Annotated in this window: 31 protein-coding genes; 14 read left to right on the plus strand and 17 right to left on the minus strand. The window is 43.2% G+C overall.

From position 1 onward, the window contains the following. The first annotated feature begins 9 nt into the window (after nt 1-9). Nucleotides 10-627, plus strand: coding sequence for a hypothetical protein (locus PHI47_RS12255; protein ID WP_299937843.1), 618 nt, complete (start codon nt 10-12; stop codon nt 625-627). Beyond that, nucleotides 624-1,031, plus strand: a complete 408-nt coding sequence (locus PHI47_RS12260) for a cytochrome c (RefSeq protein ID WP_299937844.1) — start codon at nt 624-626, stop codon at nt 1,029-1,031. The genes PHI47_RS12255 and PHI47_RS12260 overlap by 4 nt, the downstream gene beginning before the upstream one ends. Here the strand turns inward: PHI47_RS12260 and PHI47_RS12265 are convergent. Genes PHI47_RS12265 through PHI47_RS12310 form a run of 10 tightly spaced genes read right to left on the minus strand, consistent with a single transcriptional unit; the run spans nt 1,024 to nt 6,933 of the window. Beyond that, a complete protein-coding gene (locus PHI47_RS12265) occupies nt 1,024-2,202 on the minus strand; it encodes an MFS transporter (protein ID WP_299937847.1) in 1,179 nt (392 codons plus the stop codon). The genes PHI47_RS12260 and PHI47_RS12265 overlap by 8 nt on opposite strands. A gap of 30 nt (nt 2,203-2,232) precedes the next feature. Then, the gene (locus PHI47_RS12270) at nt 2,233-2,664 is read right to left on the minus strand and encodes a rhodanese-like domain-containing protein (protein ID WP_299937850.1); all 432 of its coding nucleotides are present in this window, start codon (nt 2,662-2,664) and stop codon (nt 2,233-2,235) included. 48 nt (nt 2,665-2,712) lie between these two features. Next, nucleotides 2,713-3,663, minus strand: a complete 951-nt coding sequence (locus tag PHI47_RS12275; RefSeq protein ID WP_299937852.1) for a cation diffusion facilitator family transporter — start codon at nt 3,661-3,663, stop codon at nt 2,713-2,715. After that, entirely contained in the window at nt 3,664-4,032 is a 369-nt protein-coding gene (locus PHI47_RS12280) for a thioredoxin family protein (protein WP_299937854.1), read from the minus strand. Between the two features lie 12 nt (nt 4,033-4,044). Beyond that, nucleotides 4,045-4,749 (minus strand): cytochrome c biogenesis protein CcdA, encoded by a 705-nt coding sequence (locus PHI47_RS12285; protein WP_299937857.1) that lies wholly within the window; start codon nt 4,747-4,749, stop codon nt 4,045-4,047. Then, a complete protein-coding gene (locus PHI47_RS12290) occupies nt 4,749-4,985 on the minus strand; it encodes a thioredoxin family protein (RefSeq protein ID WP_299937860.1) in 237 nt (78 codons plus the stop codon). Before PHI47_RS12290 ends, PHI47_RS12285 begins: the two co-directional genes overlap by 1 nt. Then, nucleotides 4,982-5,242 (minus strand): hypothetical protein, encoded by a 261-nt coding sequence (locus PHI47_RS12295; protein WP_299937862.1) that lies wholly within the window; start codon nt 5,240-5,242, stop codon nt 4,982-4,984. The genes PHI47_RS12290 and PHI47_RS12295 overlap by 4 nt, the downstream gene beginning before the upstream one ends. A gap of 16 nt (nt 5,243-5,258) precedes the next feature. Beyond that, on the minus strand, nt 5,259-6,209 hold the full coding sequence (locus PHI47_RS12300; protein WP_299937964.1) for a permease: 951 nt from the start codon (nt 6,207-6,209) through the stop codon (nt 5,259-5,261). Next, the gene (locus tag PHI47_RS12305; protein WP_299937865.1) at nt 6,209-6,613 is read right to left on the minus strand and encodes an arsenate reductase ArsC; all 405 of its coding nucleotides are present in this window, start codon (nt 6,611-6,613) and stop codon (nt 6,209-6,211) included. Before PHI47_RS12305 ends, PHI47_RS12300 begins: the two co-directional genes overlap by 1 nt. Next, nucleotides 6,610-6,933 carry a metalloregulator ArsR/SmtB family transcription factor gene (locus PHI47_RS12310; RefSeq protein WP_299937868.1) on the minus strand — a complete coding sequence of 108 codons (324 nt, stop codon included), beginning with the start codon at nt 6,931-6,933 and terminating at the stop codon, nt 6,610-6,612. Before PHI47_RS12310 ends, PHI47_RS12305 begins: the two co-directional genes overlap by 4 nt. 113 nt (nt 6,934-7,046) lie before the next feature. On the opposite strand from PHI47_RS12310, the gene PHI47_RS12315 reads away from it, so the two are divergent. Both PHI47_RS12315 and PHI47_RS12320 read left to right on the plus strand, forming a co-directional pair. Next, entirely contained in the window at nt 7,047-7,484 is a 438-nt protein-coding gene (locus tag PHI47_RS12315) for an arsenate reductase ArsC (protein WP_299937871.1), read from the plus strand. Beyond that, nucleotides 7,481-8,734, plus strand: coding sequence for an arsenic transporter (locus PHI47_RS12320; protein WP_299937873.1), 1,254 nt, complete (start codon nt 7,481-7,483; stop codon nt 8,732-8,734). Before PHI47_RS12315 ends, PHI47_RS12320 begins: the two co-directional genes overlap by 4 nt. On the opposite strand, the gene PHI47_RS12325 is transcribed toward PHI47_RS12320, so the two are convergent. From PHI47_RS12325 to lolA, 6 genes are all read right to left on the minus strand, one after another. Then, the gene (locus PHI47_RS12325; RefSeq protein ID WP_299937876.1) at nt 8,731-9,372 is read right to left on the minus strand and encodes a hypothetical protein; all 642 of its coding nucleotides are present in this window, start codon (nt 9,370-9,372) and stop codon (nt 8,731-8,733) included. The two genes, PHI47_RS12320 and PHI47_RS12325, sit on opposite strands and share 4 nt — an antisense overlap. A gap of 22 nt (nt 9,373-9,394) precedes the next feature. Next, a complete protein-coding gene (locus PHI47_RS12330) occupies nt 9,395-10,327 on the minus strand; it encodes an Abi family protein (RefSeq protein ID WP_299937879.1) in 933 nt (310 codons plus the stop codon). 170 nt (nt 10,328-10,497) lie between these two features. Further along, on the minus strand, nt 10,498-11,745 hold the full coding sequence (locus PHI47_RS12335; protein WP_299937881.1) for an ArsS family sensor histidine kinase: 1,248 nt from the start codon (nt 11,743-11,745) through the stop codon (nt 10,498-10,500). Next, entirely contained in the window at nt 11,738-12,406 is a 669-nt protein-coding gene (locus PHI47_RS12340) for a response regulator transcription factor (RefSeq protein WP_299937884.1), read from the minus strand. The genes PHI47_RS12335 and PHI47_RS12340 overlap by 8 nt, the downstream gene beginning before the upstream one ends. A 64-nt stretch (nt 12,407-12,470) precedes the next feature. Continuing rightward, nucleotides 12,471-13,157, minus strand: coding sequence for an EF-hand domain-containing protein (locus tag PHI47_RS12345; protein WP_299937886.1), 687 nt, complete (start codon nt 13,155-13,157; stop codon nt 12,471-12,473). A gap of 95 nt (nt 13,158-13,252) precedes the next feature. Beyond that, complete coding sequence (gene lolA / locus PHI47_RS12350; RefSeq protein WP_299937888.1) at nt 13,253-13,771, minus strand: LolA-like outer membrane lipoprotein chaperone; 519 nt, start codon at nt 13,769-13,771, stop codon at nt 13,253-13,255. A 118-nt stretch (nt 13,772-13,889) separates the two neighbouring features. On the opposite strand from lolA, the gene secA reads away from it, so the two are divergent. From secA to PHI47_RS12395, 9 genes are all read left to right on the plus strand, one after another. Next, entirely contained in the window at nt 13,890-16,457 is a 2,568-nt protein-coding gene (gene secA, locus PHI47_RS12355; RefSeq protein WP_299937891.1) for a preprotein translocase subunit SecA, read from the plus strand. Further along, on the plus strand, nt 16,454-17,650 hold the full coding sequence (locus PHI47_RS12360) for an ABC transporter permease (protein ID WP_299937893.1): 1,197 nt from the start codon (nt 16,454-16,456) through the stop codon (nt 17,648-17,650). Before secA ends, PHI47_RS12360 begins: the two co-directional genes overlap by 4 nt. 122 nt (nt 17,651-17,772) lie before the next feature. Continuing rightward, nucleotides 17,773-18,180 (plus strand): DUF1924 domain-containing protein, encoded by a 408-nt coding sequence (locus tag PHI47_RS12365; RefSeq protein WP_299937896.1) that lies wholly within the window; start codon nt 17,773-17,775, stop codon nt 18,178-18,180. A 15-nt stretch (nt 18,181-18,195) separates the two neighbouring features. Continuing rightward, complete coding sequence (locus PHI47_RS12370) at nt 18,196-18,735, plus strand: diheme cytochrome c (RefSeq protein ID WP_299937899.1); 540 nt, start codon at nt 18,196-18,198, stop codon at nt 18,733-18,735. 13 nt (nt 18,736-18,748) lie between these two features. Continuing rightward, entirely contained in the window at nt 18,749-19,852 is a 1,104-nt protein-coding gene (locus PHI47_RS12375) for a cytochrome b/b6 domain-containing protein (RefSeq protein ID WP_299937902.1), read from the plus strand. Nucleotides 19,853-19,862: 10 nt separating this feature from the next. Next, on the plus strand, nt 19,863-20,246 hold the full coding sequence (locus PHI47_RS12380) for a periplasmic heavy metal sensor (RefSeq protein ID WP_299937905.1): 384 nt from the start codon (nt 19,863-19,865) through the stop codon (nt 20,244-20,246). Then, nucleotides 20,239-20,910 carry a response regulator transcription factor gene (locus PHI47_RS12385; RefSeq protein WP_299937908.1) on the plus strand — a complete coding sequence of 224 codons (672 nt, stop codon included), beginning with the start codon at nt 20,239-20,241 and terminating at the stop codon, nt 20,908-20,910. Before PHI47_RS12380 ends, PHI47_RS12385 begins: the two co-directional genes overlap by 8 nt. Continuing rightward, entirely contained in the window at nt 20,911-22,116 is a 1,206-nt protein-coding gene (locus tag PHI47_RS12390) for an ArsS family sensor histidine kinase (RefSeq protein WP_299937910.1), read from the plus strand. 23 nt (nt 22,117-22,139) lie between these two features. Beyond that, nucleotides 22,140-22,853: a hypothetical protein gene (locus PHI47_RS12395; protein WP_299937913.1), complete on the plus strand. Its 714-nt coding sequence runs from the start codon at nt 22,140-22,142 to the stop codon at nt 22,851-22,853. Between the two features lie 17 nt (nt 22,854-22,870). On the opposite strand, the gene PHI47_RS12400 is transcribed toward PHI47_RS12395, so the two are convergent. Then, nucleotides 22,871-26,056: an AsmA-like C-terminal domain-containing protein gene (locus PHI47_RS12400; RefSeq protein WP_299937916.1), complete on the minus strand. Its 3,186-nt coding sequence runs from the start codon at nt 26,054-26,056 to the stop codon at nt 22,871-22,873. Between PHI47_RS12400 and mltG the strand changes: the two genes are divergently transcribed. After that, on the plus strand, nt 26,040-26,930 hold the full coding sequence (mltG, locus tag PHI47_RS12405) for an endolytic transglycosylase MltG (protein ID WP_299937918.1): 891 nt from the start codon (nt 26,040-26,042) through the stop codon (nt 26,928-26,930). The genes PHI47_RS12400 and mltG overlap by 17 nt on opposite strands. Nucleotides 26,931-26,977 lie beyond the last annotated feature (47 nt).

Below are 26,977 nucleotides of genomic sequence, written 5' to 3' on the forward strand. Positions count from 1 at the left end.
AGGCAACAAATGAAAACTCCCGATTTTTTTAACCTTATTTCGCCAATCACGATGGCTGATCCGTTGGCGAAGGTGTTAGGGGTGGCAGAGAACGGTATTTTGGAATATCACTACGAAGAGGTGGTGAAATTGGCAGGACACTCCTGTCCTACGGTTGCAGGTGCGTATCTAATCATTCAAAAGGGGCTAAAGGCTCTTTACGGTGATAAAACTCCTATTCGAGGCGAGATTAAAGTTCTGATGAAGGGTAAACTAGGTGATGGTGTCGTAGGAGTGATCGCCAATGTCGCTTCGATGATTACGGGTGCAACCGAAAAAGGCGGTTTCCATGGTTTAGGGGGACAATTTGATCGGCGTGATTTATTGAGTTACGAGGCAGAGATAGAGGGTGAGATGGCATTGGAACGAACCGATACTCTTGAACGTGTTGTGTTGAATTATGATCCCTCTTTCGTTCCTGCTGATCCAATGATTGGGGCGCTATTACCGCTTATTCTCTCTAATCGGGCGGATCAGGGTGAACGCGATATGTTTGGAACACTTTGGCAAGAGCGTGTACGAAAAATAATGATTGATTACAGAGATGATGAACGTTTGGTACGTTGTACAAAAGGGGAGAATAAATGAAACTATTTTGGATTTTAGCGATGATGGGATATACACTTTTGGGGGCGGACGGTTACGGTATTTATCAGAAACACTGTATGCAATGCCATGTCGAAATGATGGAAAAACAAGAGGTTATGAAGCACTTAGGCTCATTGAAGGCACCTCCGATGGTTGAAGTTTCGAATCGACTTAAAGAGAATGTCCTGATTGCTGATGATGATAATGATGTTAAGCGGCAGGTGATTGTCGCGTTTATTAAAGACTACATTCAAAATCCGAGTGTTCAGTACAGTATGTGTCATCCGATGGCGATAGAAAAATTCGGAATAATGCCTTCGCTCAAAGGAAAACTTTCAGATGACGAACGTCAAGCAGTTGCGGAATGGATCTATGATCGATACAACAAAGTTGTGTTTAAATAGCAGATAAATGGGTAAAACGACGACGCATATACAAGAGGGCGATCGCCAAAACCAGTGACGAGGCGGATGCAATGATAAAAGGGATATTACTTCCATAGTGATCCCATAACCATCCTGCACCTGTTAAAGAGATGAGGGTTGTGATTCCGACCGCCGTGTAATAGACTCCGTACGCGGTTGCTTTGAGCTCTTGCGGAGCGGTGTCGGAGATGATGGCTTTGGCCAGTGCGTTAAACCCTCCGGCAAAAAATCCGTAAATGCCGAATCCGAGCCATACGCCCAAAGTTGAACCTGTAGTCATAGCGAGCGCTCCCAACCCAAAGGCTAGGTAGATAAAGGATAGCAATACCGGTTTGCCGAAACGGTCGGCTGCTTTTCCGATCGGTATGGCAAACGCTGATTGGGTGAGATTGTAGAGGGCATAAGCGAGGGGGATCATGACCAATGCGATACCGTTGTTTTCGGCTTTGAGAAGCATAAACGAGTAGTTCATTGCAAAAAGACTAAAGAGGCTCTGAAATACCACCAGATAGTAAAACGGTGCGGGGAGTGCCTCCGGACGAAATCGGCGGATTGAGACGGGGGTAAAGGGGACGTCGGTAACCAAAAAAATGAGGATCATCATGGATATTAGACCCGGTATCAGACTGATGGCAAAAACGGTGCGGAATGACGATTCACTCTCCCCCCAGAACCATAAGACGCCAAATGCGGTGAGCGAGCCTGCAAGTGCTCCGGCACCGTCCATCATTTTGTGAAACCCGAAGACAAAACCGCTGATCTCTTTGGGGGTATAGGCACTTATGAGGGCATCACGCGGAGCGACACGAACTCCTTTTGCCAAACGGTCACCGATCCGTATCATAGCGATCATCGTGGCGCTTTGGGCGAAAAATGCGAGTGGTTTGATGAGGTTGGACATGCCGTAGCCGAATACGGTGATCCCTTTTCGCTTACCGAGACGATCCGAGTAGAAACCCGATAAGGCTATCAGCATTGCAACCCCGAACTCCGCCATCCCCTCGATCAGACCGATTTCGCTTTTAGATGCATGTAAAAAACGCTCCAAAAAGATCGGCAAGAGGGGAAGGATCATTTCTGTAGAGAAATCGGTGAAGAAACTATTGGCTCCGAGGGCTATGATGTTACGGTTTAAAGAGGTGATTTTCATGTAGCGATTATAACGGTTCAAATCTAACCTTTATTTCTTTTTCATTTCCTCGACAAACTCTTTGGCTTCATCCCCACGCAAATAATCGGCAAGCCCCAGTAACCCATCGGTCAGATAACGGCTTTTATAGCCTTTCAGTGTTAGATAGATGCGTGCCATTTCCGCACGGTCATAGTGAGGGCAGACGGTGACGATCGTTTTGTTCTTATCCAGTTCATTTAAACGATTCGGGAGTTCATTGAGGGGAATATGTTTCATAAAGGAGAATCCCCATGTTGATTGCTCTTCTTTAAAGCGGATATCGACAAACTCCACTTCCCCCATTTTATAGAGTTCAACCGCTTCGAGACTTTTGATTTTCATTTCGGTTCGCTCGTTGTAATCAAACTGTTTGAGATACTCATCGAAACTATCTGCAAAGATTGGAAAAGTAAGAAGCACAATAAGCAAGACAGTTTTCATGCCTGATCCTTATAAATATTATTGTTAAGTATATCCATTTTTTTCATGTCAATGGTTGTGCCAAATATGCCCATTGCACTGCTCATTACTGCCATTATATTTTGCCGTCTCCGGCTGAAGTAAAATATGAGTCGCTCCTGCATAGGAGAGATCATGGCGGAGGGTTTCGATAACGGCTTCTACCTCTTTTAAACTCAGTGCTTCATCGAGGATGATATGGGCGGAAAAATAGCGCTCTTTGCTGGAGGGGCAATGCATATGGATATCGTGGGTCTGGCATACCATCGGATGATTCATTACAATCTGCGAGAGTTTGCCAACCATTTTTGGATCAGCATGATCCATCAGACTTTCGAAGGAACGTTTCAGAAGCTTACCGCTGGCGATCAGGATTACCACCGCAAATACCAAGGATAACACCGAGTCGATCCACGGTATCCCCCATAGGATCATCGCACCTCCCCCCAATACGACGGCGAGGGAAAGAATCGCATCGCTTGCCATATGCCAAAACGCCGCGCGGACATTGAGATCGTGCTCCGCTTCATCTGCTTCGTCATCCTCATGGGTATGCGCATGGGCGTGTCCCCCCAAAATTATCGCGCTGGCGGTATTGATGATCAGTGCAATACCGGCAGTAATCATCATGAGCCATCCGTCCACCGGCATGGGATGCAGCAGTCGATCCACCGCCTCAACAGCAACCCAAATCATCAGGAGCGACAAAAAGCCGGCATTGATAAAGGTCGCCATCATCTCTGATCTTATATATCCAAAGGTCATTTCTGAGTTTGCAGGACGGGTTCCTAATCCTAAAGCTATTGCTGTGACTACTAGGGCGAGAACGTCACTCAGGTTGTGCCACGCATCCGAGAGGAGGGCGAGCGAACCGCTGATAACCCCGACGGCGCTTTCGATGATGACAATGGCGATATTGAGGGCAATGACCAATCCGATACGGCGTTGGTCGGATGAGAGGTTTTTAAATAATTGAATCATTTAGATTTTATGCTTGGCTAAAAGTTGTTTGAGCGCATCGGTCGTTAATCCTCCGATATGGCGGTCGATCTCTTTACCGCTGCCGTCATAAATAATCTGTGTGGGGATCATCTGGATTTTCATCTCACGGGCGGCATCACGTTCTTCGCCGACATTGACGAAAAAGATTTTACGCTTAGGGTTAATCTCCATCTCACGATAGAGAAGTTCTCCCATCTCTTTGCATGACGAACAACGGGTTGAACCCGCTTCGACCATGACGACTTGACCCTTTCCGATCTCTTGTTTGACAAGAGCATACGGGCGCGGCTGTAATTCGGCGGCAAATAGGGAACCGCACAGAGCGAGAAGGGATAAAAATTTGATCATGGTGTTATCCTTTTAGAGTTGTTGATAGGCTAAAGTAAAAAAATAAAGCCCGATACCAATCAGGGCAAACGAAAAAATTCTCGTCATCCACGAGGTGATAGTAGCGATCTTTGAGTTCGACGCGACGTTTTGGGCAAATCCGACCGATACTCCCGCTGCTAGCAGAAGTAATGAATGCCCCAATGCAAACGTGAGTACCAAAGCATAGGCATACGACTCAGGAGCGTTAGCCGCAACCGATATGATTGCTACCAAAGGGGCAGACGCACACGGTGTCGAGACGAGACCGAAGAGCATCCCGATCAAAAACGCTCCTACGTAGCGTAGCGTGATAAGTCGGCTCATCCAGCGTGATTTGTCGATCACTTCAGGTAAAACTCCTAGCGAATACAGACCTATGGCGATGGCCAGTATTCCCCCCGCGATGTACGCTTCCAGCGGTGCGATCGAGAAAAAGTATCCCATCTTGGCAACCATATAGGCGAGTATAGAGAAACTTACCGCCACACCCAGCGCAAACAGCGATGCGAAAATATAGGTAAAGTGTACCCGCTCACGAGGAGAGAGGTGTGAACTCATCCCTAACGCACTTCCGACTAACAAAGGAACCGAGACGATGGAGCAGGGGGCGAGAGAAGTGAGAGCGCCGATACAGAACGCTCCGGCAAAGACAAGGGCACCGTGTGATTCAAGCAGACCTAAAAGAAAACTTTCCATCAATGTGCTTGGATCAACTCTTTAATCTCGTTTATCGTGAGAAGTTTGCCGGTACTGACAACCTTGCCATCGATCACGAGCCCCGGGGTACTCATGACGCCATACTCCATGATCTTCATGATGTCTTCGACCTTTTCGATCTGTGCGAATTTACCGCTTTGTGCTACCGCTTGCTTCGTTGCCTCTTCGAGAGCTTTGCATTTGGAACATCCGGTTCCTAAAATTTCGATTTTCATTGTTTTTCTCCTAATAAGCATTCTTGCATCATCGGCGCGAGGGTTTGGGCATTTACATCTCCGGTAATCGTAATGGTAGAACCGCCATCAACGCTAACGAGATCAATTGATTCAATCTTTTGCATCATCGCAGGGTCACATTCACACGTACATTCTCCAGTTTTACACGCCTCAATTTTCGCACTTAATTCTTCGGTACTAAAACCGCTAAGAAAAGCTTTGACTCCGCCTGTATGGTTCATCATTTCGATTTTCATATTAACTCCTATTAAATTATAAAATTGCGTTAAACAAATACCCGACACCGATAATACCCAGTGTCACCGTACCGAAAAAGATCGCTATCAGTTTTAGGCTCATGATTCGCTTGAGAATCATCGCCTCAGGCAGCGAGAGGGCGGTGATCGCCATCATAAACGACAATGCCGTCCCCATCAGCATCCCTTTGGAGGTCAGCACCTCAATGAGCGGCATAACCCCTGCGGCATTGGAATACATCGGTACGCCTAACAGCGTCGCGAGAGGGACAGCAAAGATGTTATCTGCTCCCGCTACGCGAACAATAAACTCAGTTGGGACATATCCGTGGATAAAAGCACCCACTCCGACACCGGCAAGGACATATATCCATGTTTTATAGAGGATGTCTTGCGTGTATTCTTTTGCATCTTTTAGTCTTACGCTAAAGGCTATTTTTTGCTCATCTACCGTGATCTCTCCGTTGATCGGTTTTACCTCGATAAGTACCTCTTTTTCCAGCTCCATCCGCCCGATAACGATACCGCCTACAATAGCGACGAGTAAGCCAAACCCGATGTAGAGTGCCGCCACTTTCCAGCCGAACATGGTTAATAGCATCGCAATAGCGATTTCATTATTGAGCGGTGCGGAGATGAGGTAGCTAAACGTCACTCCAAGCGGAATACGTGCCTGTAAAAAGCCCAAAAAGAGCGGAATAGCCGAGCACGAGCAAAACGGGGTAATGATCCCAAACAGTGCGGCAAGGACATTTCCGGTGAATTCATGCTTTTTACTTAAGTATACGCGCACCTTTTCGGTCGAAAAGTAGGAGCGTAATAGGGTGATAGCGAAGATAATCGCAGTAAGCAAAAAGAGGATTTTTACCGTGTCGTAGATAAAAAAGTTGAGGGCATCAGAGAGTTTCTCTCCATGCGGCATTTTAAGCCATTCATAAATGAGGACGTTGACGCTCTCTTGCCACATCAGTCGCACAGCTCCGTTTTAATAATCGGAAGAAGTGTTGCTTCGATCAGATCGAGTGTCTTAGCGTACTCTTCCACCTCTTTGCCGCTTGGGTCTTCGAACGCTACATGGATTGTTTTCACTGCTTTAGGGAACATCGGGCAGGTTTCGTGTGCGTGATCGCAGACGGTGACGACGAGATCGAATGGAGTATCGATAACCGTATCGATCACTTTGGAGTGATATTCTTCTCTCCAGTACCCTTTGGATTCCAAAAGCTCTTGCGCGTGAGGATTCACTTTACCGCTTGCTTTTACACCGGAGCTAAACGCTTTGACACAATCACCCATTTTAGCATTAATAAGGGCTTCCCCCATAATAGAACGACAGCTATTGCCAGTGCAGAGGATAAGAACATTTTTCATAATTTACAACCTTCAGTTTGTGATAGTTTAATAAGTGGAGGGAGCTCAATTCCCAAACAACGGATTTCGGCCAACGCTTCGCTTCGGAAGCGATCAAGTGGGGAACGAATGGAATAATAGGCCCACGTACCGCACCGATCTACCCGTAAAAATCCCCCCTCTTTGAGGATTTTCAGATGGCGAGAGAGACGTGACTGGATCATCCCGAAACTTTCCTGCAAATCGCAGACGCATAACGCTCCGTGCGTATCCAAAAATGCGAGGAGTTTAATGCGGGTTTCGTCATTCAGTGCTGAAGCGGTTTCTAAAAAAACGTCCATTACGATACCTCCGATTTGTGACAGTGTAACAAAATAAAAATAATATATCAAGATATATTGATTTAATATGCTGCTTTTAGCTATAGTGCTATCATAAAAATAAAAGGTATACCATGTTGAAAGTATTATTCGTCTGTGTCCACAACAGCGCTCGTAGTCAAATGGCAGAAGCTTTTTTCAATCAGTATGCAATAAACACTGATAGTAGCGAGAGTGCGGGGATTGAACCCGGAACTCTCAATCCCTATGTTGTCCGCGCAATGGGTGAAAAAGGGATAGATATATCAAGCAATGAAACCAAGGGGGTCTTTAATCTTTATAAAGAGGGGCGTACTTTCAGTCATGTGATTACGGTGTGTAATGCGGAAGCGGCACAGCGTTGCCCCATCTTTCCCGGAATAAGCCGTATCATTATGTGGAGCTTTCCTGATCCTTCAACGTTTAGTGGAAGTGATGAGGAAATTATGGAACAAGTACGTGTAGTTCGTGATACAATCGAAGCAAAAGTGCAGGCATTTATTGCCAATCCGCTGGAAGAGAATATCTTATGATTTTAGCTGTTTCACTCTTTTTAGTTACCCTCATATTCATCATTTGGCAGCCACGCGGATTACAGATTGGGACATCTGCGGTAGCCGGAGCGATTGCTGCGATTGCTTTAGGTGTTGTTAGCCTTGCCGATGTATGGACGGTGACCTCCATCGTATGGGATGCGACACTCGCCTTTATCGGGATTATTCTCCTCTCGATGGTGCTCGATGAGATTGGATTTTTCGAGTGGGCGGCGCTGAAAATGGCACGGCTATCGGGCGGAAACGGACATTTGATGTTTGTTTATATCCTTATCCTCGGAGCGCTTGTATCGGCATTGTTTGCCAACGACGGAGCGGCGCTGATCCTCACCCCTATCGTTCTGGCTAAAATGAAACATCTCAAGATGAATCCGTTAGCGATGTTTGCCTTTTTGATGGCGGGGGGATTTATCGGCGACAGTGCTTCCAATCCGTTGGTAATCAGTAACCTCACGAACATTGTGACGGCAGGATATTTCCATATCGGATTTTGGGAATACGCTAAAACGATGGCTTTGCCGAACCTCCTCAGTATTATCGCTTCCATCACCGTATTATGGATTTACTTTCGCAAAGATATCCCGACTCATATCGACATATCGCAATTGGCGACCCCTGAATCAGCTATCAAAAATCTGACGATGTTTCGCCTCAGCTGGTGGTTTTTAGGTCTGTTGATGATCGGGTATTTTATCGGTGATCGTTATCATCTCCCCGTATCGGTATTTGCTCTCGGCGGCGCTTTGGTATTTCTCGCTATCGCCACCTATTTTAAAGCGACCAAACCGATTATGACGATCAAAGCCGCACCGTGGCAGGTCGTATGGTTTAGTATAGGGCTTTACGTCGTCGTGTACGGGCTAAAAAACGGCGGTTTGACGACCTATTTAGCAGGATTGATTACCCAGTTGCAGGCGTTGGGTAATGTCTACGCCGTGATCGGAACGGGCTTTTTATCCGCCATCCTCAGTTCGGTTATGAATAACATGCCGACCATCATGGTAATGGATATCGCCATCGGCGAAGCGGGGAATCATGCACTGGCGTATGCAAATATCATTGGATGTAATCTGGGACCTAAAATGACCCCAATCGGTTCACTTGCGACGTTGTTGTGGCTTCATGTTCTGGCGCAAAAAGGGGTCAAAATCGGATGGGGCGAGTATATGAAAGTAGGGTTGGTGATTACGCCGCCGGTGTTGTTGGTGGCGTTGATCGGATTGATTTAGTTTGTTTCAAAAAACTCTTTCAACAAATCAAAAAGAAAATCACTAAATCCAGTCCCATCAAATATTTTCAGTCGTCTCTCTATTGCTCCTTCGGGAGCGAATCCGCCATATAAGTTTGGCTTCTCTAATATTCCTAAACTAAATAACTTGTTTTGAGCATCAATGTAAAAATATTGATGTTCATTGATTTCATAATAAAAATTTCCATTATTAGTAATTTTTTTATTTTTCCATAGTTCATAAAATATCACAAAATCTTCATATGTTAAAGAATTAATATTAGTAAAAAGTGATGATTCATAGTAGTTAAGTGATCCATTTTTCATTTTTTGAATCAATAATTTTGCTAATAGAAAAGTTGTTATACGATTATCGGCGTGCATATTTTTTAAAATAATATTTGCAATGAATTCTTTATTGCTATTGGATTGAGAATGAATAAAGTCTATAAGTTCATTTTCACTTATATCATTGGAAAGTACATCTAAAACAAGATTATTGAATTTTGCTTCTAAAAATCCATGAAACGTTTGAGCTATACTTTGTTTGATTAGTGAAAGGTTTCCTCCACTGGCAATATCAAGTGCATTGTAAACAGCGATGGCATCAGCTTTTGCTTCATTAATTATTTTTTTCATCGATAAATCTCCATCTTAATATTCATTCCCACACTGCCATTAGTTCCCATCTGTCAACAAACCCCATCGCCTTGATATTAATTTTCGGATGTGTTGCGATAAGAGATTCTATATCGTTTTTAAAATCGCTCTCTTCACCGATGGCATCGAGAATATACGCTATGACGCTGAGGGCAAAGAAAACTTTATCCCCTTCCATAGAGTGAAATTCTTTGATTTTACGCGGTTTTTCGAAACTGACTCCCAGCGTTTTATTCCATAATCGGCTGTGATGAGCGCAAATATTTCGTATGACGGTAAGGGCATGAAACCAGTTATGAAACAAATCTTTGCTAACACCGTGTAGTGCTTGTGTAACGGCTTGTTGTTCAGAGGTTTTGAGCATCGCATAGATTTTAGAAAGGGTGCTCATCGAGACAACTTCGACCATTGTCCAGACGGGGAGATCAGTGGTGTTGTATTTTTCCTTAAAATGGGCGATAAAGGTTTCACTTGAACGGCCAGTTTCTTTTCGAATAGCCAGCATGACTTTGTCAAAAAAATCAGCGGATGTTTTAAAGTTCGCAGGATCAAGATAGCCGAATGCTCCATAAGTAAGTGAATGATGATAGGCGATCTGTGTTCTGAAATAGACTTCGATCGATTCTATTGCTTTAAAGACGGTTTTACGAAGCTCTGCATCAAAAAAATAGAGTTCCAAAATATCTTCAAATCGTACATCGTCTAAAAAAATGCCATCTAATTCGGATCTCTTTTGATGTTGTAGCGGTAAAAAATAGGCACTTAGTCTATAGTAGTTAATATGGGAGAGCTTTTTGAGAGTATACGTTTCATTGGTGATGATGAGATTTTTCTTTTTTAAATGTACGAGCTGTTCTTCAAAAGTTTTAGGAGGTTTCGAGTAACCGTTAGTTTGATTTTTTAGATTTTGAAGTTGGGATTGTAAATCGTTCATGAAGAAAACCCCTCCGTTGGCACTTTGTGTAGAGGTGGGAGAGGTATGTTGAGAGAATTATCACGAAAACTAGCTTTGAAATTTATTAGGTTGATTTGTGAATCAATCTCGGCTAATGACATTCATACTCCGCAACAAAAATTAATTGCAGAGATTATATCTAAATCAGACTAGTGTAGTCGAATCCGAAAACAGTTCATCCCAGCGGCATAGTGATATTCGAGTTTATATCCATGTTTTTTGAGGATGGCATTGGTGATATAGAGTCCTAATCCCAACCCGTTCAAAGAACTTTCATAGGTGCGGTTAAAGGGTTTGGTAAAAGTTCGGTTCTCATCAGGTAAAGGATCGCCCAGCGAGTATATCTCTATCGAATGTCCCAATATTAGAAGCGTCGGTTTGGTATTTGAATATTTAAAGGCGTTATCGAGGAGATTTTTCAATGCAATCGCGAAAAGTTCAAAATCAACCTTGATGATAAGGGCGGACTCTTCCCCTTTTAGCGTAATATCTTTTTTATCGCATAATAATATATCGCAGGTATGATCGAGGATATCCACAAAACGGTATTCTTGGGTGTTAAGATACCACTCACCGCTGCTGAATTTCTCCATTTTAGAGAACTCGTTTAACAAATAATCCATCCGGTTAAAGATACGTTTGAGTCTCTCTTTGTCTTCGGAGGCATCGATACAATCCGCACTCAAAGAGCCTTTCATTATCGGTGTTTTAAGCTCATGCAAAATGTTTCGTAAGAACAGAGAACGTGCTTCTTTCATTGAAGCGATTTTTTCCAGTACCAGATTGAATTCTTGGGTTATTTGAGCAATTTCATCTTCGCCGTTGATAGGCATTTTGAGATGAGTATCTCCCTCTTTAAAATGGACAATGGCATTTTTAAGACGCTGAAGGGGGAGCAATTTACGAACCAGATAGGCAAAAAAGAGCAAGATCAGCAGATCGATGATGACAACAATGCTCCAAAACGGCACTGTGGATTGGGGTGCCAAATCTTCGATTGCCACTGAAAAAAATTCACGAGGTGGCAGAAGATGAGGCTCAAATGAATGCTCACGAAATCGATCAAATGGCATTTTCGGAGGGGGCGTGGCTATAAAATAGTGCTTATGCTGGTAGTCGATCATTTTTCCGAAAGGCAAAATTCGAACCGTTTCCCCTTCCGAAAGGAGCAGATTTGGGCTGTGTGACGAGACACGGATCAGAAGCTGTTTTAGCTCATGATCAAAATTTCCGCTTCGGTGATGGACGAGTCTCTCGGCGAGCATAAAACGTCGTAACTGCTCTTCTTGATATTGCGTGAGAAAGTATTGATACGCAACCCAAAACAGTACATTGATGAGGGCAAAGATAAAAAAGAAAAAGAGGGTAATGAGCCTCAGGATAGAGTGTTTATTCATTGACAAATTTGTATCCTACCCCTCGTACAGAGAGAATAAATTGCGGGTTTTTGGTATCATCGCCGATTTTTTGACGTACACGACCCATGATGACATCGATGCTTTTGAGACTGCTCTCATATTTGATCGAACCGATATTCATGAGCAGTTCTTCGCGTGAGATGGCGAATCGATCTTTTTTTAGCATGTAAGCAACGATATCGTATTCAGCTTGGGTCAATCGTAAAACAGAACCGTTTTTACTGATTTCGTGACGTTCGTCATCGACGATAAAGGGAGTTGCTTTTTTAGCCATAGCCGGATGAAGACGGCGCAAAATCGCATCGATACGGAAAATAAGCTCTTGCGGATCATAAGGTTTGGGGAGATAATCATCGGCACCGCGTGAAAATCCCATCATTTTATCCCGTATATCCGAGCGCGCGGAAGAGATTATGATGGGTATAGTGCTTTCTTGACGTATGAGACGGCAAATCTCTATACCGTCCATCTGCGGCAACGAGAGATCCAGTACCAACAAGTCAAAAGTGCGTGTTTGAAAAAGACTCAATCCATCCAAAGGTGTTGTCGCAATAGTTAGATCGATATTGTCTCTGTAAAGGCGTGTTTTTAGTAGTTGTGCCAGTTCGATATCATCTTCAATTATTAAAACATTTATCATAAAACGATTATATCGGGGTAAAAGTAACAAGTAAGTAACATGCCCAAGAGGGGCATGTAGAGATTTAAGCACTGATGCTTAAAAGGGAGGTGGTGTTACTCGAAGCGGCATTGTTACCATACGAAGAGAGAATACTTTTGAGCAACATGTCACTCAATTTTTGGGATGAGGTATCCGTTTGTGATGCTGTGGAAGAATCGGTTGCGGATGTCGTAGAGTTGTTTTTACCGGACGAATCGGGTTTAGAATTTTCTAACGATGTTAATAACTCATCGATACTGACAGTACCGTCTTTATTGGTGTCAAGCGCAGAAAAGACATCGCTTGTACTTGAGGTACTAGAACTGTCTGATGATGCGGAAGAGGAGTCGCTTGGAGGAGGCATTCCGCCCGGTGGTGGAGGAGGCATTTCTCCATCTTTTCCTTGCGGAGGTTCAGGCGGTTTTGAATTTTTGAGCGCCGTCATAAGTTCATCGGAACTCATGCTTCCGTCACTGTTGGTATCGAGTTTATTGAAAACATCTGTTGCCGACGTACTATTTGTGTCGGTACTGTTTGAGTTCGATGCAAGTGCCTGCGCCGCTGCGCTAAATTCGGCTTTATCGATCGAACCGCTGTTATCTGTGTCCATTGAACTCAGTAACTTTTTTGCCAAATCTTCAAAACTCGGTTTATCCATTTGTTTTGTTGAAGATGTCGCTGAAGAACTGTAAGATGAATACGCATTAGTGTAGTTGGAACTAACGGTCATGACATACTCCTTGTCGGGTGTAGCAAGATAAATTTCTTACTCGGACATAAGCATAAGATGACTAGAGTAACTAATGGGTAACACGCAAAGAAAAATTATTTATCTTTGATGACATCAAAATCAGCTGGAATTACAGGCTTAAATCGGCTTGATTCGATCGGTTTGTTTTGGGCAGGATTGGTGAAGACTATTGTAACACGGTTATCGTAGCCGTCTTGATAATTAATAGAAGAGAGGAGATCATTTTTAAACACAACAGTATAGGTTTGTCCTTTTACCGTTGCCGTGTATTTATCTCCATCCACTTTTTTTGCTTTTTGGACAATTTGTAAAAAATCGATCTCATCATCAAGGTTACGAAGAGTGACTTGTTCGATTTGAGGTTCGATAACCGTAATTTTGGATCCGTTTACATAAACACTTTTTTGGATTGGTTTCTGGTATGCCCAAAGAGCATTTTGAGGTTTGCTTGCCCACAGTTCACCGGTGTAGGTGATTTTTTTATTATTGTCGTCAATGATGGTTTGAACAAATTTCGAGTTAAATGAGGTTAGGTCTTTGGGAGAAGCAAAGAGGGTGAGGCTCAGGAGAAACAAGACGGGTAAAAAACGCACACAAAATCCTTGAAAGAAGTGAATGTGGTATTGTACCCTATGCTCATTTACCAAAACCATAGTTTTCGTATGCTAAAATCACCAACTTTTTCAATACTGTTCATAATGAAGGCTTTTAATGCTCCAATCGCTTGTCGGAAAAATTTTCGGTACCAAAAACGATCGAGAAGTCAAAAAATATCGTAAAAACGTCGAGGCGATCAATGCCCGTGAATCTTATTTCAGTGCTAAAAGCGACGAAGAGTTACAACAGGCATTTGCTGCCCTAAAAGAGTCGGTACAAAACGGTACTAAAAGTTTGGACGATGTGTTGGTCGATTCGTTCGCGATTACCCGCGAGGCGAGCAAACGTGTCCTCGGCATGCGTCATTTCGACGTTCAGCTTATCGGAGGTATGGTTCTGCATGAAGGACGTATCGCCGAGATGAAAACCGGTGAGGGGAAAACCCTTGTCGCAACGCTAGCCGTTGCTCTCAATGCCATGAACGGAAGCGGTGTGCATGTTGTTACGGTCAATGATTACCTAGCATCCCGTGACGGTACGCAGATGTCAGTACTCTATGGCTTTTTGGGCTACTCGACGGGGATACTGGTCGAAGAGGGTTACAATCCGGCCAATAAGCGCGAACAGTATGCATGTGATATTACCTACGGAACGAACAATGAATTCGGATTTGATTTCCTTCGTGACAATATGACCTATTCCCGTGAGCACATGGTTCAACGCGGACATTCGTATGTTATCGTCGATGAGGTAGACTCCATTTTGATCGATGAAGCGCGAACGCCTCTTATCATTTCCGGTCCAACCAATCGTACACTCGAAAACTATACCCGCGCCGATGCGGTAGCCAAAGCGCTTGTCAAAGACGAACATTTTACCGTTGATGAAAAAGATCGTCTTATCCTCATCACTGAAGAAGGAATCGGCCGTGCCGAAGAGCTTTTCGGAGTCGATAACCTCTACAGTATCGAAAACTCGGCTCTTTCGCATCACCTTGATCAAGCATTAAAATCAAATTATATTTTTGAGCTTGATGTCGATTACGTCATTCAAGACGGACAAATCGTCATCGTCGATGAATTTACCGGACGTCTTTCGGAAGGACGTCGTTACTCTGAAGGATTGCATCAGGCATTGGAAGCGAAAGAGGGCGTTATTATCAAAGAAGAGACTCAAACTCTCGCCGATATCACGTACCAAAACTATTTCCGTATGTATTCTAAAATCGGCGGTATGACGGGAACAGCGCAAACCGAAGCAACCGAGTTCGCTCAGATTTATAACCTCGATGTTATCTCTATTCCGACCAACGTTCTTGTCATTCGTCAGGATCTTAATGATTTGATCTACAAAACGGAATCGGAAAAATTTGACGCTGTTATTGCTAAGGTTAAAGAGCTTCATGCCAAAGGTCAGCCGGTATTGATCGGGACGGCTTCGATCGAAAAATCGGAAAAACTGCACGAATTGATCAAGGGACAAAAAATCCCTCACACCGTGTTAAATGCCAAAAATCATACGCAAGAGTCTGAAATCATCAAAAGTGCCGGAGAAAAAGGGGCAGTGACCATCGCTACCAACATGGCAGGACGTGGTGTTGATATCAAAGTGAGCGATGAGATCAAAGCGCTCGGAGGTTTGTATATTCTTGGTACGGAACGTCATGAAAACCGACGTATCGATAATCAGCTTCGAGGGCGTTCAGGTCGTCAGGGTGATCCGGGGACAAGTCAATTTTTTCTTTCGCTTGAGGACAGTTTGCTCCGTATTTTCGGTTCGGACAAGATTAAAGCGATTATGGAGCGTTTGGGTGTTGAGGACGGTGAATACATCGAATCGGCAATGGTAACCCGTGCGGTCGAAAAAGCGCAGAAAAAAGTGGAGAGTATGCACTTCGAAGGGCGTAAAAATATCGTTGAGTATGATGATGTCGCGAATGAACAACGCAAAATCGTCTATAAATTCCGCGGTGAATTGCTCAATCCGTCTTATGCGATTGCAGAAAAGGTTGATTTGATTCGTGAACAATACGTAGAGCGCACTCTTACTTTATGCGGTATTTTTGATGGAATGAATGAAGACGAGATCGATTTAGAACGCCTCGTTCTGACCTTTAAAGAGGAACTCAATGATGATATAGAGGCGTCGATTTTTACGGATAAAAGTTTTAATGCACTCCGAGAAACGGCAATTAATGCGCTTAAGAGCGGCTATGATGCAAAAATGGCGGTTGTGGATGACAAGCTTCGAAGCGAAATTGAGAGAGAGATTTATCTTAAAACCCTTGATACCGCATGGCGTGAACACCTCTATCAAATGGACAGCATGAAAACGGGTATCCGCCTTCGTGCCTACAACCAAAAAGATCCATTGGTCGAGTATAAAAAAGAGAGTTTCAACCTCTTTAGTGAGCTTGTTGAAACGATCAAATACGATACGATCAAAACACTTCACGTCATCCGTTTTAGAGTTGACAATGCTGAAGAAGAAGCCGAGGCGTTAGCCCGTCAAATGGAATTGGAAAAAAAGCAGGAAGCATTCCGTATGAGTCTCAACCATCAAGAGCACGAGAGCGAAGATAAAAAAATCTCCCGTAACGATGATTGCCCATGCGGCAGTGGTCTCAAATACAAAAACTGCTGCGGCAAAAGCGGACCTAAAAAAGGGGTATTTGCCTCTTGAATATCGTCTCTTATCTCGTCAAACGATTTTTACGCTTTGACAAAGAGCAGCCTTTTATTTTCCTCTCCGCACTCCTTGCATTTTCCGGAATTGCCCTTGGAGTGATGGTTCTCATCATTGCGATGGCACTCATGAACGGTTTTGACAACGAGTTCAAGAAAAAACTCACTGTGATGAACTATCCTCTCACCATCCAGCCTAAATTTTACGGAACATGTGACACCGTTTTGGTTGAACAGCTTAGAGAAAAATTTCCGGATTTGTCGTTTAGCCCTTACGTTACCTCTGCCGTACTTTCCCGAAGCGGGGATCAAATGGAGGGTGGCTATCTCTTCGGTGTTGATTTCGCTCAGGAAGCCAAGGTTAACCGTATCGTTGCTGAAGGGTTGAAAGAGGGGATTCCAACGCGTTTTGAAGTGATGGTGGGGAAATCGCTCAAAGAAGAATTTCTCCTTAGCGATGGGGAAAAACTCACCTATATCTTTACTCAGATGGAACCGGGCGGATTGGCTTTGACCCCGAAGATCAAACGCTTTGGTGTTGTATCAACGTTTAATTCGGGACTCAGTGCGTATGACAAAGGGTTCTCCTATACATCACTTGATGCACTGCAACGTGTTTTGGGTATCCCTTCAAACCTTTATGACGGAATCCATATCCACTCGCCCAATCCCGAAGCCGATATTAAACGTATATCGGCAGTCTTGCCCGATACTGTCTCGATACGTGGATGGTGGGAAGACAACGGTAATTTCTTCGCCGCTTTGAAAATGGAGAAAATGTCGCTCTTTATCGTCTTGATGCTTATCATCCTGATCGCCGCGATCAATATCATCTCTTCGCTTTTAATGACGGTGATGAATCGTCGAAGCGAAATTGCTCTGTTGATCTCGCTCGGTGCATCGAAACAAGAGGTGAAAACTATTTTTCTTCGTTTGGGTATAGTGATTGGGGTTTTAGGGATTACGACAGGGACAATTTTAGGGCTTCTAGGTATATGGGTGTTAGGTAGTTTTGATATCATATCACTTCCTGCTGATGTTTATCCTACCTCGACATTACCGCTTGACTTGAGTGTTATCGATTTCTTTTCCATCATTATCGGTGCGTTTGTGATCGTTTTGCTCTCCGCATGGTATCCTGCTAAAAAAGCCTCCGAAGTGGATGTTTTGACCGTTTTACGGAACGAGTAGTCAAAAGCTAAATCTTTCTTCGTCTATTCTTCTATAACTGTCAAGAAAGTGTCAATAAAATCACCGTGAACTATTGACACCTTTCTCCTAACATTTGAATATCAAATAGTAGGAGGCAGGTTATGAAATACCTCGCAATTGTAAGTTTCTTCTCGATGTCGCTTATGGCGGCTTCTCCCGAAGTGGTTCAGTATATGAATGAACTTTCCAAAACGGCCAAAGTGGAAAACAGCTCTTTTAATGGATTCGATGCTGTGAGAGGTAAAGAGATTTTTACCTCGACTCACACCGGAAAACAGGGTAAACCGATGTCATGTACCAGCTGCCATACGGTCAATCTTGCCAATTCCGGCAAAAATTCCCTTACCGGAAAAGTGATCGATCCGCTCTCTCCTCGTGCCAATCCTCAGCGTCTAACCAGCACCAAAGAAGTGACCAAATGGTTGAAACGTAATTTTATGGACGTTTATGCCCGTGAAGGTTCGGCTCAAGAAAAAGGTGACGTCCTCACCTATATCATGAAAAACTAATTTAAAGGAAATAGGATGAAAACACTATTAAATCTATCAGTAGCTGCCATGCTCTTGGCAGGAGGTGCCTTTCTTTATGCCGATGATGATGAACATGAAGAACATGAAAATCATCGTTCCAGTAGAGTTGCACAACCGGTAACACCACAGGAAAAAGCAACGGTTGCGTTGTACACCAAAGAGTGCGGAGCGTGTCATATGGCGTATCAGCCGCAGTTTTTGCCGAAACGTTCTTGGGATAAAACGATGAACACGCTGGATAATCATTTCAGCACCGATGCAACGCTTGATCCCGCTGATCATAAAACAATACAAAATTATTTGGCGACTCATGCATCTAAAAATGATCGAATGAGCGATATGAAAGGTGCTGTTGCTCTGCGCATTTCGGAGACTCCGTATTTTGTTCGTGAACATCGTGAAGTGACCAAAAAGATGGTAACACAGCCGGAAGTTAAAAGTTTTGCAAACTGTAACGCATGTCATACGCAAGCAACAAACGGAAGTTACCGTGAACGCGAAATTCGTATACCGAATTACGGACGCTGGGAATAAATAGGAGCTCATTATGAAACGGGTTTATGTTTGGACACTTCCTTCACGGCTATTTCACGGGCTGTTTGTATCATTAATTGTCGGTGCCTGGATTACTGTACAGGAAGATCAGTGGCTTTCAACGCATGTTGCGATGGGGAGTGCTGTCGGGGTGTTGGTGATATTTCGATTCGTGTGGGGAATGATGGGTCCAAAATATTCCCGTTTCGGTGATTTTAACTTCCAAGCGAGCGAGCTTAAAGAGTACCTTGTAAGCATTCTGCATCCAACACGCCATTACATCGGGCACAATCCTGCGGCCAGTTTTGTCATGATTGCCATGCTGATTACGGTTGTTCTTACTGTGATCAGCGGAATATTCGCATATGGTGTTCAAGAAAATCGCGGAGTTTTAGCATTTTTGCACGGAGAGTATTTTCAAAAGATGGATGATTTTAAAGAGATACACGAATTTTTTGTGAATCTCTTATGGGTACTTATAGCGGCACATGTAGGCGGAGTATTGGCTGATCGATTATTACATAAAACAGATCGAACACTTCCGTCTATTATCGACGGTTATAAAAATATTGAAGGTGAAAATGCCTTTTTGTCGGTGCCGCAAAAGGTTATAGCGATTATAGGGATTGGCGGAACGGTTGGATTGCTTATGGTTACACTGAGTGTACCGAATAATATCCTGATAGCGGGATATAACCCAAAAGTGGACTATAAACAGGAGAATCCGGTATTCGTCAATGAATGCGGCTCTTGCCATACCCTCTATCCGCCTACGCTATTACCGAAGGAATCGTGGGTAAAACTTATGGGAGATTTGCCGAATCACTTCGGTGATGATGCTTCGCTTGACCCTGTTGATCATACAACGGTTTTAGCGTATCTTTTGACTCATTCGGCAGAAACGTCAAATCAGGAGATGTCGGTTAAAATGATGCAATCGCTTAAAAATCGCGATATGATAGCAATTACCCAAACTCCGTTTTGGAAAAAAAGACATCAACATATATCGGATGATATTTTTAAAAGCGATCGTGTTAAAAGCCGTGCAAACTGCAAAGCGTGTCATAGCGATGTTGAGCAGGGTACAATCGAAGATAACGCGATAAAAGCACTATGAAGAGGATAGAATGAAGTGGATTTTCTGTGTGATTGCCGTGCTATGTCTATCTGGTATCAATCCAATTTATGCGGATGACGATCACCGTTTTCCGATGGATTTGCATGATTTGGGACTGACAAAGCAACAGCACCGTTCCCTTGAAGAGGCGATGAAAGAGTATCAATACGCGTATCGCCGCTATCATCATCAGAATGAGAGAGCCCAAGAAGAGCTCAACGCGTTGTTTCTCAATCCATCATTTGATGCAGAGGCGTTCCGGGCTAAAAGTTTGGAGATGGAGAGAGGTTCGATAGAGATTCGAATCCGATTGTTTGAGCGGCTGCATACGATTCTTACCCCTGAACAAAAACGGCGTTTTAGCAGACATCTGGAGGAGTTGGACAGTGAGTAGAAAAGTGCTCCTAATCGAAGATGATATTCCTCTTCAGGAATTGATCGGTTCCTTTTTGGAACCGTATGGATTTGAAACGGAGGGGTATGCCGATCCGAAAAAAGCGCTTGATCGATTGTTGGTGGAGAAAAAACCTTTTGACATCGTTGTTTTAGATCTGATGCTTCCGGGAATGGACGGATTTGATGTCGCAAAGATGATTAAAAGTCATCTCGATATCCCTATCATCATCTCTTCCGCTCGTACCGATATCGGAAATAAAATATACGGCTACGATTTGGGAGCTGACGATTATCTCGATAAACCGTATGAGCCTCGTGAACTTGTTTTGCGGATAGAGGCAGTGTTACGCCGTTACGGGCGTAAAGATGAACTGGTCGTATCGGATTTTACGATTGATGAATCGGCAAAGTCGGTTATGATAGAGGGGTACCCGATCGATTTCACACGCATTGAATTTGATATATTCTTACTGTTGGTCAAGAATCGGGGTAAAAATCTCTCACGTGATCAAATCATCGGCTCATTGGGACTTTCCGATGATATAAAACACCGTACGATCGATATGCATATCAGTAATATTCGTCTCAAAATCGGCGATGATGCCAAAGAACCCCGCTATATTAAGTCGGTATGGGGCATCGGCTATAAATTTACGGGATAAATGATGTCAATATTTACCAAAATAACTGTTTTATTTCTTATAAGTTTGACTCTTATGATCGGCATCGGATATAAGATCGATACCATCAATACCCAAAAATATGAATCGATAGTACTGCAAAAGTATCTTATTGACGGGCGGAAAATATTTAAATGGATGGCGACATCATCTGCCGATGAACTTCAAGACAAATTTAAAACGTTGAATCTAATCACAATTCCCCCGGTGCAAACCAAACAAGTTCTTATGCGGCAATCGCATACCTTTGGATTATTTGAGATATTAAAAAGTGACGAGGGGGATTATATTCTCCATATCCGTTACATCGATGATGAGATCTATTTACGAGATACGACGCTGCAAGAGTCTCTAAGGGAGGGATGGATTCTTAATGCCTTGGTAGTTGCCGATATCATTGTCTTAGCCGTCATTTTTATTATCATTTTGAGGATGTTAACCCCTTTAAATTCTATTACAGCAAGCATGCGTCGATTTGCACAAGGAGATTATCGCAACCGTAGCAGTGTAGAATCTCACGATGAGATCGGGGAAGTGGCTCGCACCTATAACGAGATGGCACAAACCATCGAGAATTTGATCCGATCACGTCAAGAGCTTCTACGTGATGTAGGACACGAATTACGCACCCCCATAGCACGCGGATTGTTTGCGTTGGAACAGATTGAGGATTCAAAAATACGAGATACCCTTAAACACTCGTTTAAAGAACTCGATCAATTGACTCAGGAACTGTTAGAGATCGAAAAGCTTCAGGCAACCGATACGATGCAAACGGAGAGTTTCAGTGCTGAAACACTGGTTATGGAAGCTCTTTCGAAACTCAATCTAACCGATGAATCAAACCTATTGGTTAATATTCAAGAGAATTTTACCTTAAACGGGGATTTGCAGTACCTCTCATTGGCACTGAAAAATCTTCTCGATAATGCGTTGAAATACGCTGAAACATTTCCGATCCTATTGGAGATCACCTCTAATCGTATCAGTGTTTTCAATCACGGTAAACCTTTGGAAAAAGAGTTCAGCTATTTTTTAACACCCTTTACCCGTCAGGAACGTTCACGTACGACCGAAGGGTTTGGCCTTGGGCTAAATATCGTCAGTAAGATTGTCGCTAAACACGGTTTCTCCTTGGTATACGATTATGACCAAGGACAACACTGTTTCTCTATTGTTGTCCACTAAAAAATTAAATTGGAAAGAGTACTATGACCCCGTTAATTGCAATGTTTATCCCAGCACTTGTCGCTTCTTTAGGAGGCCTTTTAGCCGTTTATTGGAGCCCGTCACACCAAACACGCAGTTTGATCCAGCACTTCGCGGCGGGAGTCGTTTTGGCGGCATTGGCTGTGGAAGTTTTGCCGGAAATCGGTCGTGAACATGCTCCGGCATGGGTTCTTATCGGTTCATTCACCTTCGGCGGATTGATGATGTATATTATGAAACTTTGGAGTATGCGATTAGAAGAAAAAACAGAGCATTTAGGAGATAATGCTTTTAACTACGGCTTGATCGCCGCAACATTCATCGATGTGGCAGTGGATGGCTTTATTATCGGTGCAGGATTCGCCGCCGGAGGAAATACAGGGCTTATTTTGGCATTGGGTTTATCGGTAGAGTTATTGTTTTTAGGCTTGTCGTTAGTCTCAAACACCATCAAAGGATGGCGTGTCGTATTTATGAGCGTTGCCTTGGCGGGTGTAGTTTTACTCTGTACCTTGCTTGGGAATTATCTATTATCAGGGGCTTCGACGAGCGTTATAAGCGCTATTCTCGCTTTCGGTGTAGCGGCATTGCTCTATCTCGTAACGGATGAGCTTTTGGTGGAGGCGCACACCATAGAGGAGAAACCTTCTTCAACCCTCTGGCTGTTTGCCGGATTTTTGGTATTTTGGAGTATTCAGCTCTTTAGCGGTGTATAAAAATCGGTAAAAAGCAGTTATTTTTTCTTCTTTTCATCCGGTATCATCCATAAAAACGGATAAACCAATGTCCGCTTCAGGATATTAAACGGTGCGGTGACAATCTCTTTTGCGATAGCGGTTTCTACTTTTGGATCGTCGAGTTTACCGCTGAGGGTTAGGGTGGTTGAGAGTGAACCGTCATCTCCCAACAAGATATACCCTACCACCGGAACTTTTCCCAAAACGGAGCCGAGATCGGTTTTAAGAGTAAGTGTTCCGTTTAATGTCTGATTTTTCATATCGGCTTGCCCTTCACCGAGTATTTTCATTTCTGGAGAGTTGAGGGTGAAGTTATCGACATGTACTACATTGTGATCATACGCAAAATGAGCATATCCCTCTTTAAGCGGAAGTCCTACTCTATTGTAATTAGGAAGGGAAAACGTCGCTAAGGATGGAACGGTGTTAACAAATGCCAAGACATTGTTAAGTACTTTATAGTCTTTAAGAATAGTATTTTCGACCCGCATAATGCCATCAAATGTGTCTGCTTCCCCTTTGGCCTGAAACGAAAATTTCCCTCCGTTGAAATCACTGAATAAAAATAGATGTTCCATAAATTTATCATTGAATCCGCTGCCATCGATAAAAAATACTCCATCACGAATTTTCAGCGTCGCATTTCCTCCCATGTGCGTGAGGGTTGCATCCATATCTTCATCGATGATCTGAGCATCTAAATTATCGGCAATGATACGACGCCCTTTCATGAGATAAAGGTAGGTATGTACAGCATGAATCTGGATTGGAACCGCATCTTCAGTGACGGGTTGATTTGTTTTTGAGGGCGTTGGCTGCTCTTCTGCGAGAAAACGGAAAAGGTGAGGCATATTGATACCGGCATTTTTGGCAGTAACGTCGATTTTTTCACTGTTTCGTGTTAAAACAAGCCGATCATTTATACGTATGGAGGTTTGGCCATCATAATAGACACCGCTAAAGTTATAACGTGAAATAGGTTTTTCATCCACCATCATAATAGGGTAGGGATAGATGATGGAGCCGTTAAAATTGTAACGGGAGCTTTTCGGCGAATAAAAGAGGTTGAGATAACCCTTATCGATATGGTATCGTCGCAGAAGAGGAGATTTTTGTGAAAGAAGCGAAATATCGCTAAGGGCTATTTTCCATCCGTCCTGAATTGTTGAAAAACGGGCTTTGAGAGCTTCAACATCTAAGATTATTTCATCTTTGGAGGCATCGATACTCAAGTTGAGGGATTTTTGAGCATCGATTAGAGGGGAAATTTTTGGACTCAACGGGATCATATCGCTAAGAAGGAGTGATCCTTGATGCGTGTCTAACCGATAGTTACCTGTGAACTTTCCTTTGAGCATATCTCCTAAGACCGCTTCGATATGTTCAAAGGTGATTTCATCCCCTTTCACCGATGCGCTAAACGGTGAGAGAAGTAGGGGGAGCTGATGGACAGACCATGCCGATACATTAGGAGTAGACAAAGAGGTACCGTTATGATCGTAGTGAATATCGATATTCAAAGGAGAGTGTTGAAGCTGTATATCTTCCAACTTAAAGTCATCAAGCTGTATTTGAATATCGGTTTGTTTGTTCAAACCGTCAAATAAAGCATTGATTTTACCGTGAATGGAATCATTGAGGTTAAAAGCGACGGATTGACAAGTGCTGCGGGCATTATGATAATCAAATGGAGCGCTAAAGGCATCAATGCGGAGTATTTTTCCCAGTACATTCCATTGCGAAGAAGCGATTTTGAGAGTATCGCCTTTCGGTGCAATAATATAATTGACCCTAAGCGGATCGGGAAAATTACGAAGATTGAGATGCTGTTTATTGACTAAGGGCGTTACTGAATACGCATCAATGGCAACAATACCATGTCCGGTTGATGCATCATACTCTCCTTTGACGTAGGCATGAGCTATATCATCTCCATAGTGGGCGGTGAAATTCTCAAAACCAACACGGGTGTTATCGAGTTTAACGATCCCGCCTTCCGAACGTAAAGGGATTTGATCGAGTAAAATTTCCGATGCACTAGGTCGGAATACCCCTTGAGCCGTAGTATCGAGCGTATGGAGATTGACGGTAAGATTCAGATCGACATTGCATATGCCGGAGGTTTGTTTGATGGGAAGATCAATCTTATAAAAATGCAAAAGAGCTAAAATCGGGTCATTCAACATTCCGTGAGCTGTTTGAATATGGGTGGAGAGGGTAGTGTGCTCGGTCGTAAAATCGATGTAGAGAATACTTTGTTCGGTTGGAAGAGCATAAAATGTTCCCTGATAAGGGGCAATATAGAGCTTTCCATGCATAAAAGAGAGGTCCACACGCGGTGCTTTAATGGGTTCAAATCCTTGAGCAAACGTGTATTCGCCCTGATAAACCGTTGCTTCCGCACGCAGAGTTTTTAACACCTCTTCGGGTTTATCGTAATGAAATTTACCTTCTAATCGCTTCAGCGTGAGTGAATTTATCTTGGCATATTCATCAATCCAAGGTTCGATTTCAGGATCAATACGGAAAAATTTAACCAGAGGTTTGATGGTTTGAAATGCGCCGTCTGCATAGATACGAAAATTCAAGGTATCGGTATCTCCCGATGCTACGACACGGAGCGTGGGAGTTTTGGGAAGAGTGACAAACAAATTGGCTTTGAGATGCTGTTTTGAAAGTTCTACAAAAAGATGGAGAGATAGATTTGCATCAGCGATTTGACAGGGAGGGAGAATAAGATTAAAACTTTTTTCATTGAGGCTATACGTTCCGCGGCAGGAGTAATCCCCTTGACGTACGATTAACTCCCCATTGGAGCCTTTTTTATAGTGAAGTGACGTATAAATGTTATCATATTGAATAGTATCAATATCAATCTGATTGACCCAACGTTCTATCTCTCGTACAAACGGCGGGAGCTTAGAGAGAGGTTCCAGCGTAATCGGGGTATTGTCACTTTTAAGGGCACTCAGATCAACTTTCGAGGCACGAATCAGGAGCTCATTGTTCCATTTGAGATATAATTTCTCAATGGTGACACCTTTAAATGTTAGGTGATCAATCCAAATTCCTTCAAGTAAAGCGATAAACGTGAAAAAGCCGAGTAAAAAAGTAAAGCCCAAAAAAAGAATGATATTACGATGGGTTTTTGGAATAATACTGGTGATGATTTTTTCTTTCATGACTTACCTATTCTCTACTGTTACATCACCTAAAATCGTCTATATTCCCCAAGGTTCCGTCTTTAAAAGTATAGCACACCTCCAGTCCGAAGGGGTAAACCTTCATTTTTTTGACGCATTTATTTTACGATTATTGGGCGCCCCGCAACAAGGGTGGATAAGTATCAAAGAAGAGAAGATGAGCCGCATAGCATATCTTTACCAGCTCACGACGGCGAAAGCGGCAACACGCCAGATTACACTTATTCCGGGTGAAACAACGGCGGTGTTTTTAAAGCAGATAGCCGATGCACTCTCGATGGATGTAACGTTACTCCAAAAAGCGTATGATCAACATGCTACGTATAAAGAGGGAAATTTCGTTCCGGAAACGTATAGCATTCCCAATGAACCAAATGAAGAAAAGCTCATAGTCCATCTCTTACATGAATCTGATAAAAAGATGAAAAGCTTGGCAAATGAGTACCATCAGCCTTTTGAAAAAGAAAAATGGTTACAAATTGTAACAAAAGCTTCAGTAATTCAAAAAGAAGCGGCTTCAGAGAGTGACATGCCGTTTGTCAGCTCCGTGATTGACAATCGTATCAAAAAGGGGATGAGACTTCAAATGGACGGCACCTTGAACTACGGTGAATATTCGCATCAAAAAGTGACAGCCCGTCGAATACGAACGGACAAAACTCCCTATAATACGTATAAAAACAAGGGTCTACCTACTGATCCGGTATGTAATGTATCTAAAGAAGCGATACACGCCGCACTCAATCCGGCGCATACGGATTACCTCTATTTTGTACGAGGTAAAAATGGGGAACATATCTACAGTAGTTACTTTTCTACACACCATAAAAACATAGTAAATGCTACAAAATGAAACAAATTGGCAACTTTTTATACCCTTCAGTGATGCAAAGTGAAAAA

Origin of the sequence: Sulfuricurvum sp., from assembly GCF_028713855.1 — a bacterium.
GTDB lineage: Bacteria > Campylobacterota > Campylobacteria > Campylobacterales > Sulfurimonadaceae > Sulfuricurvum.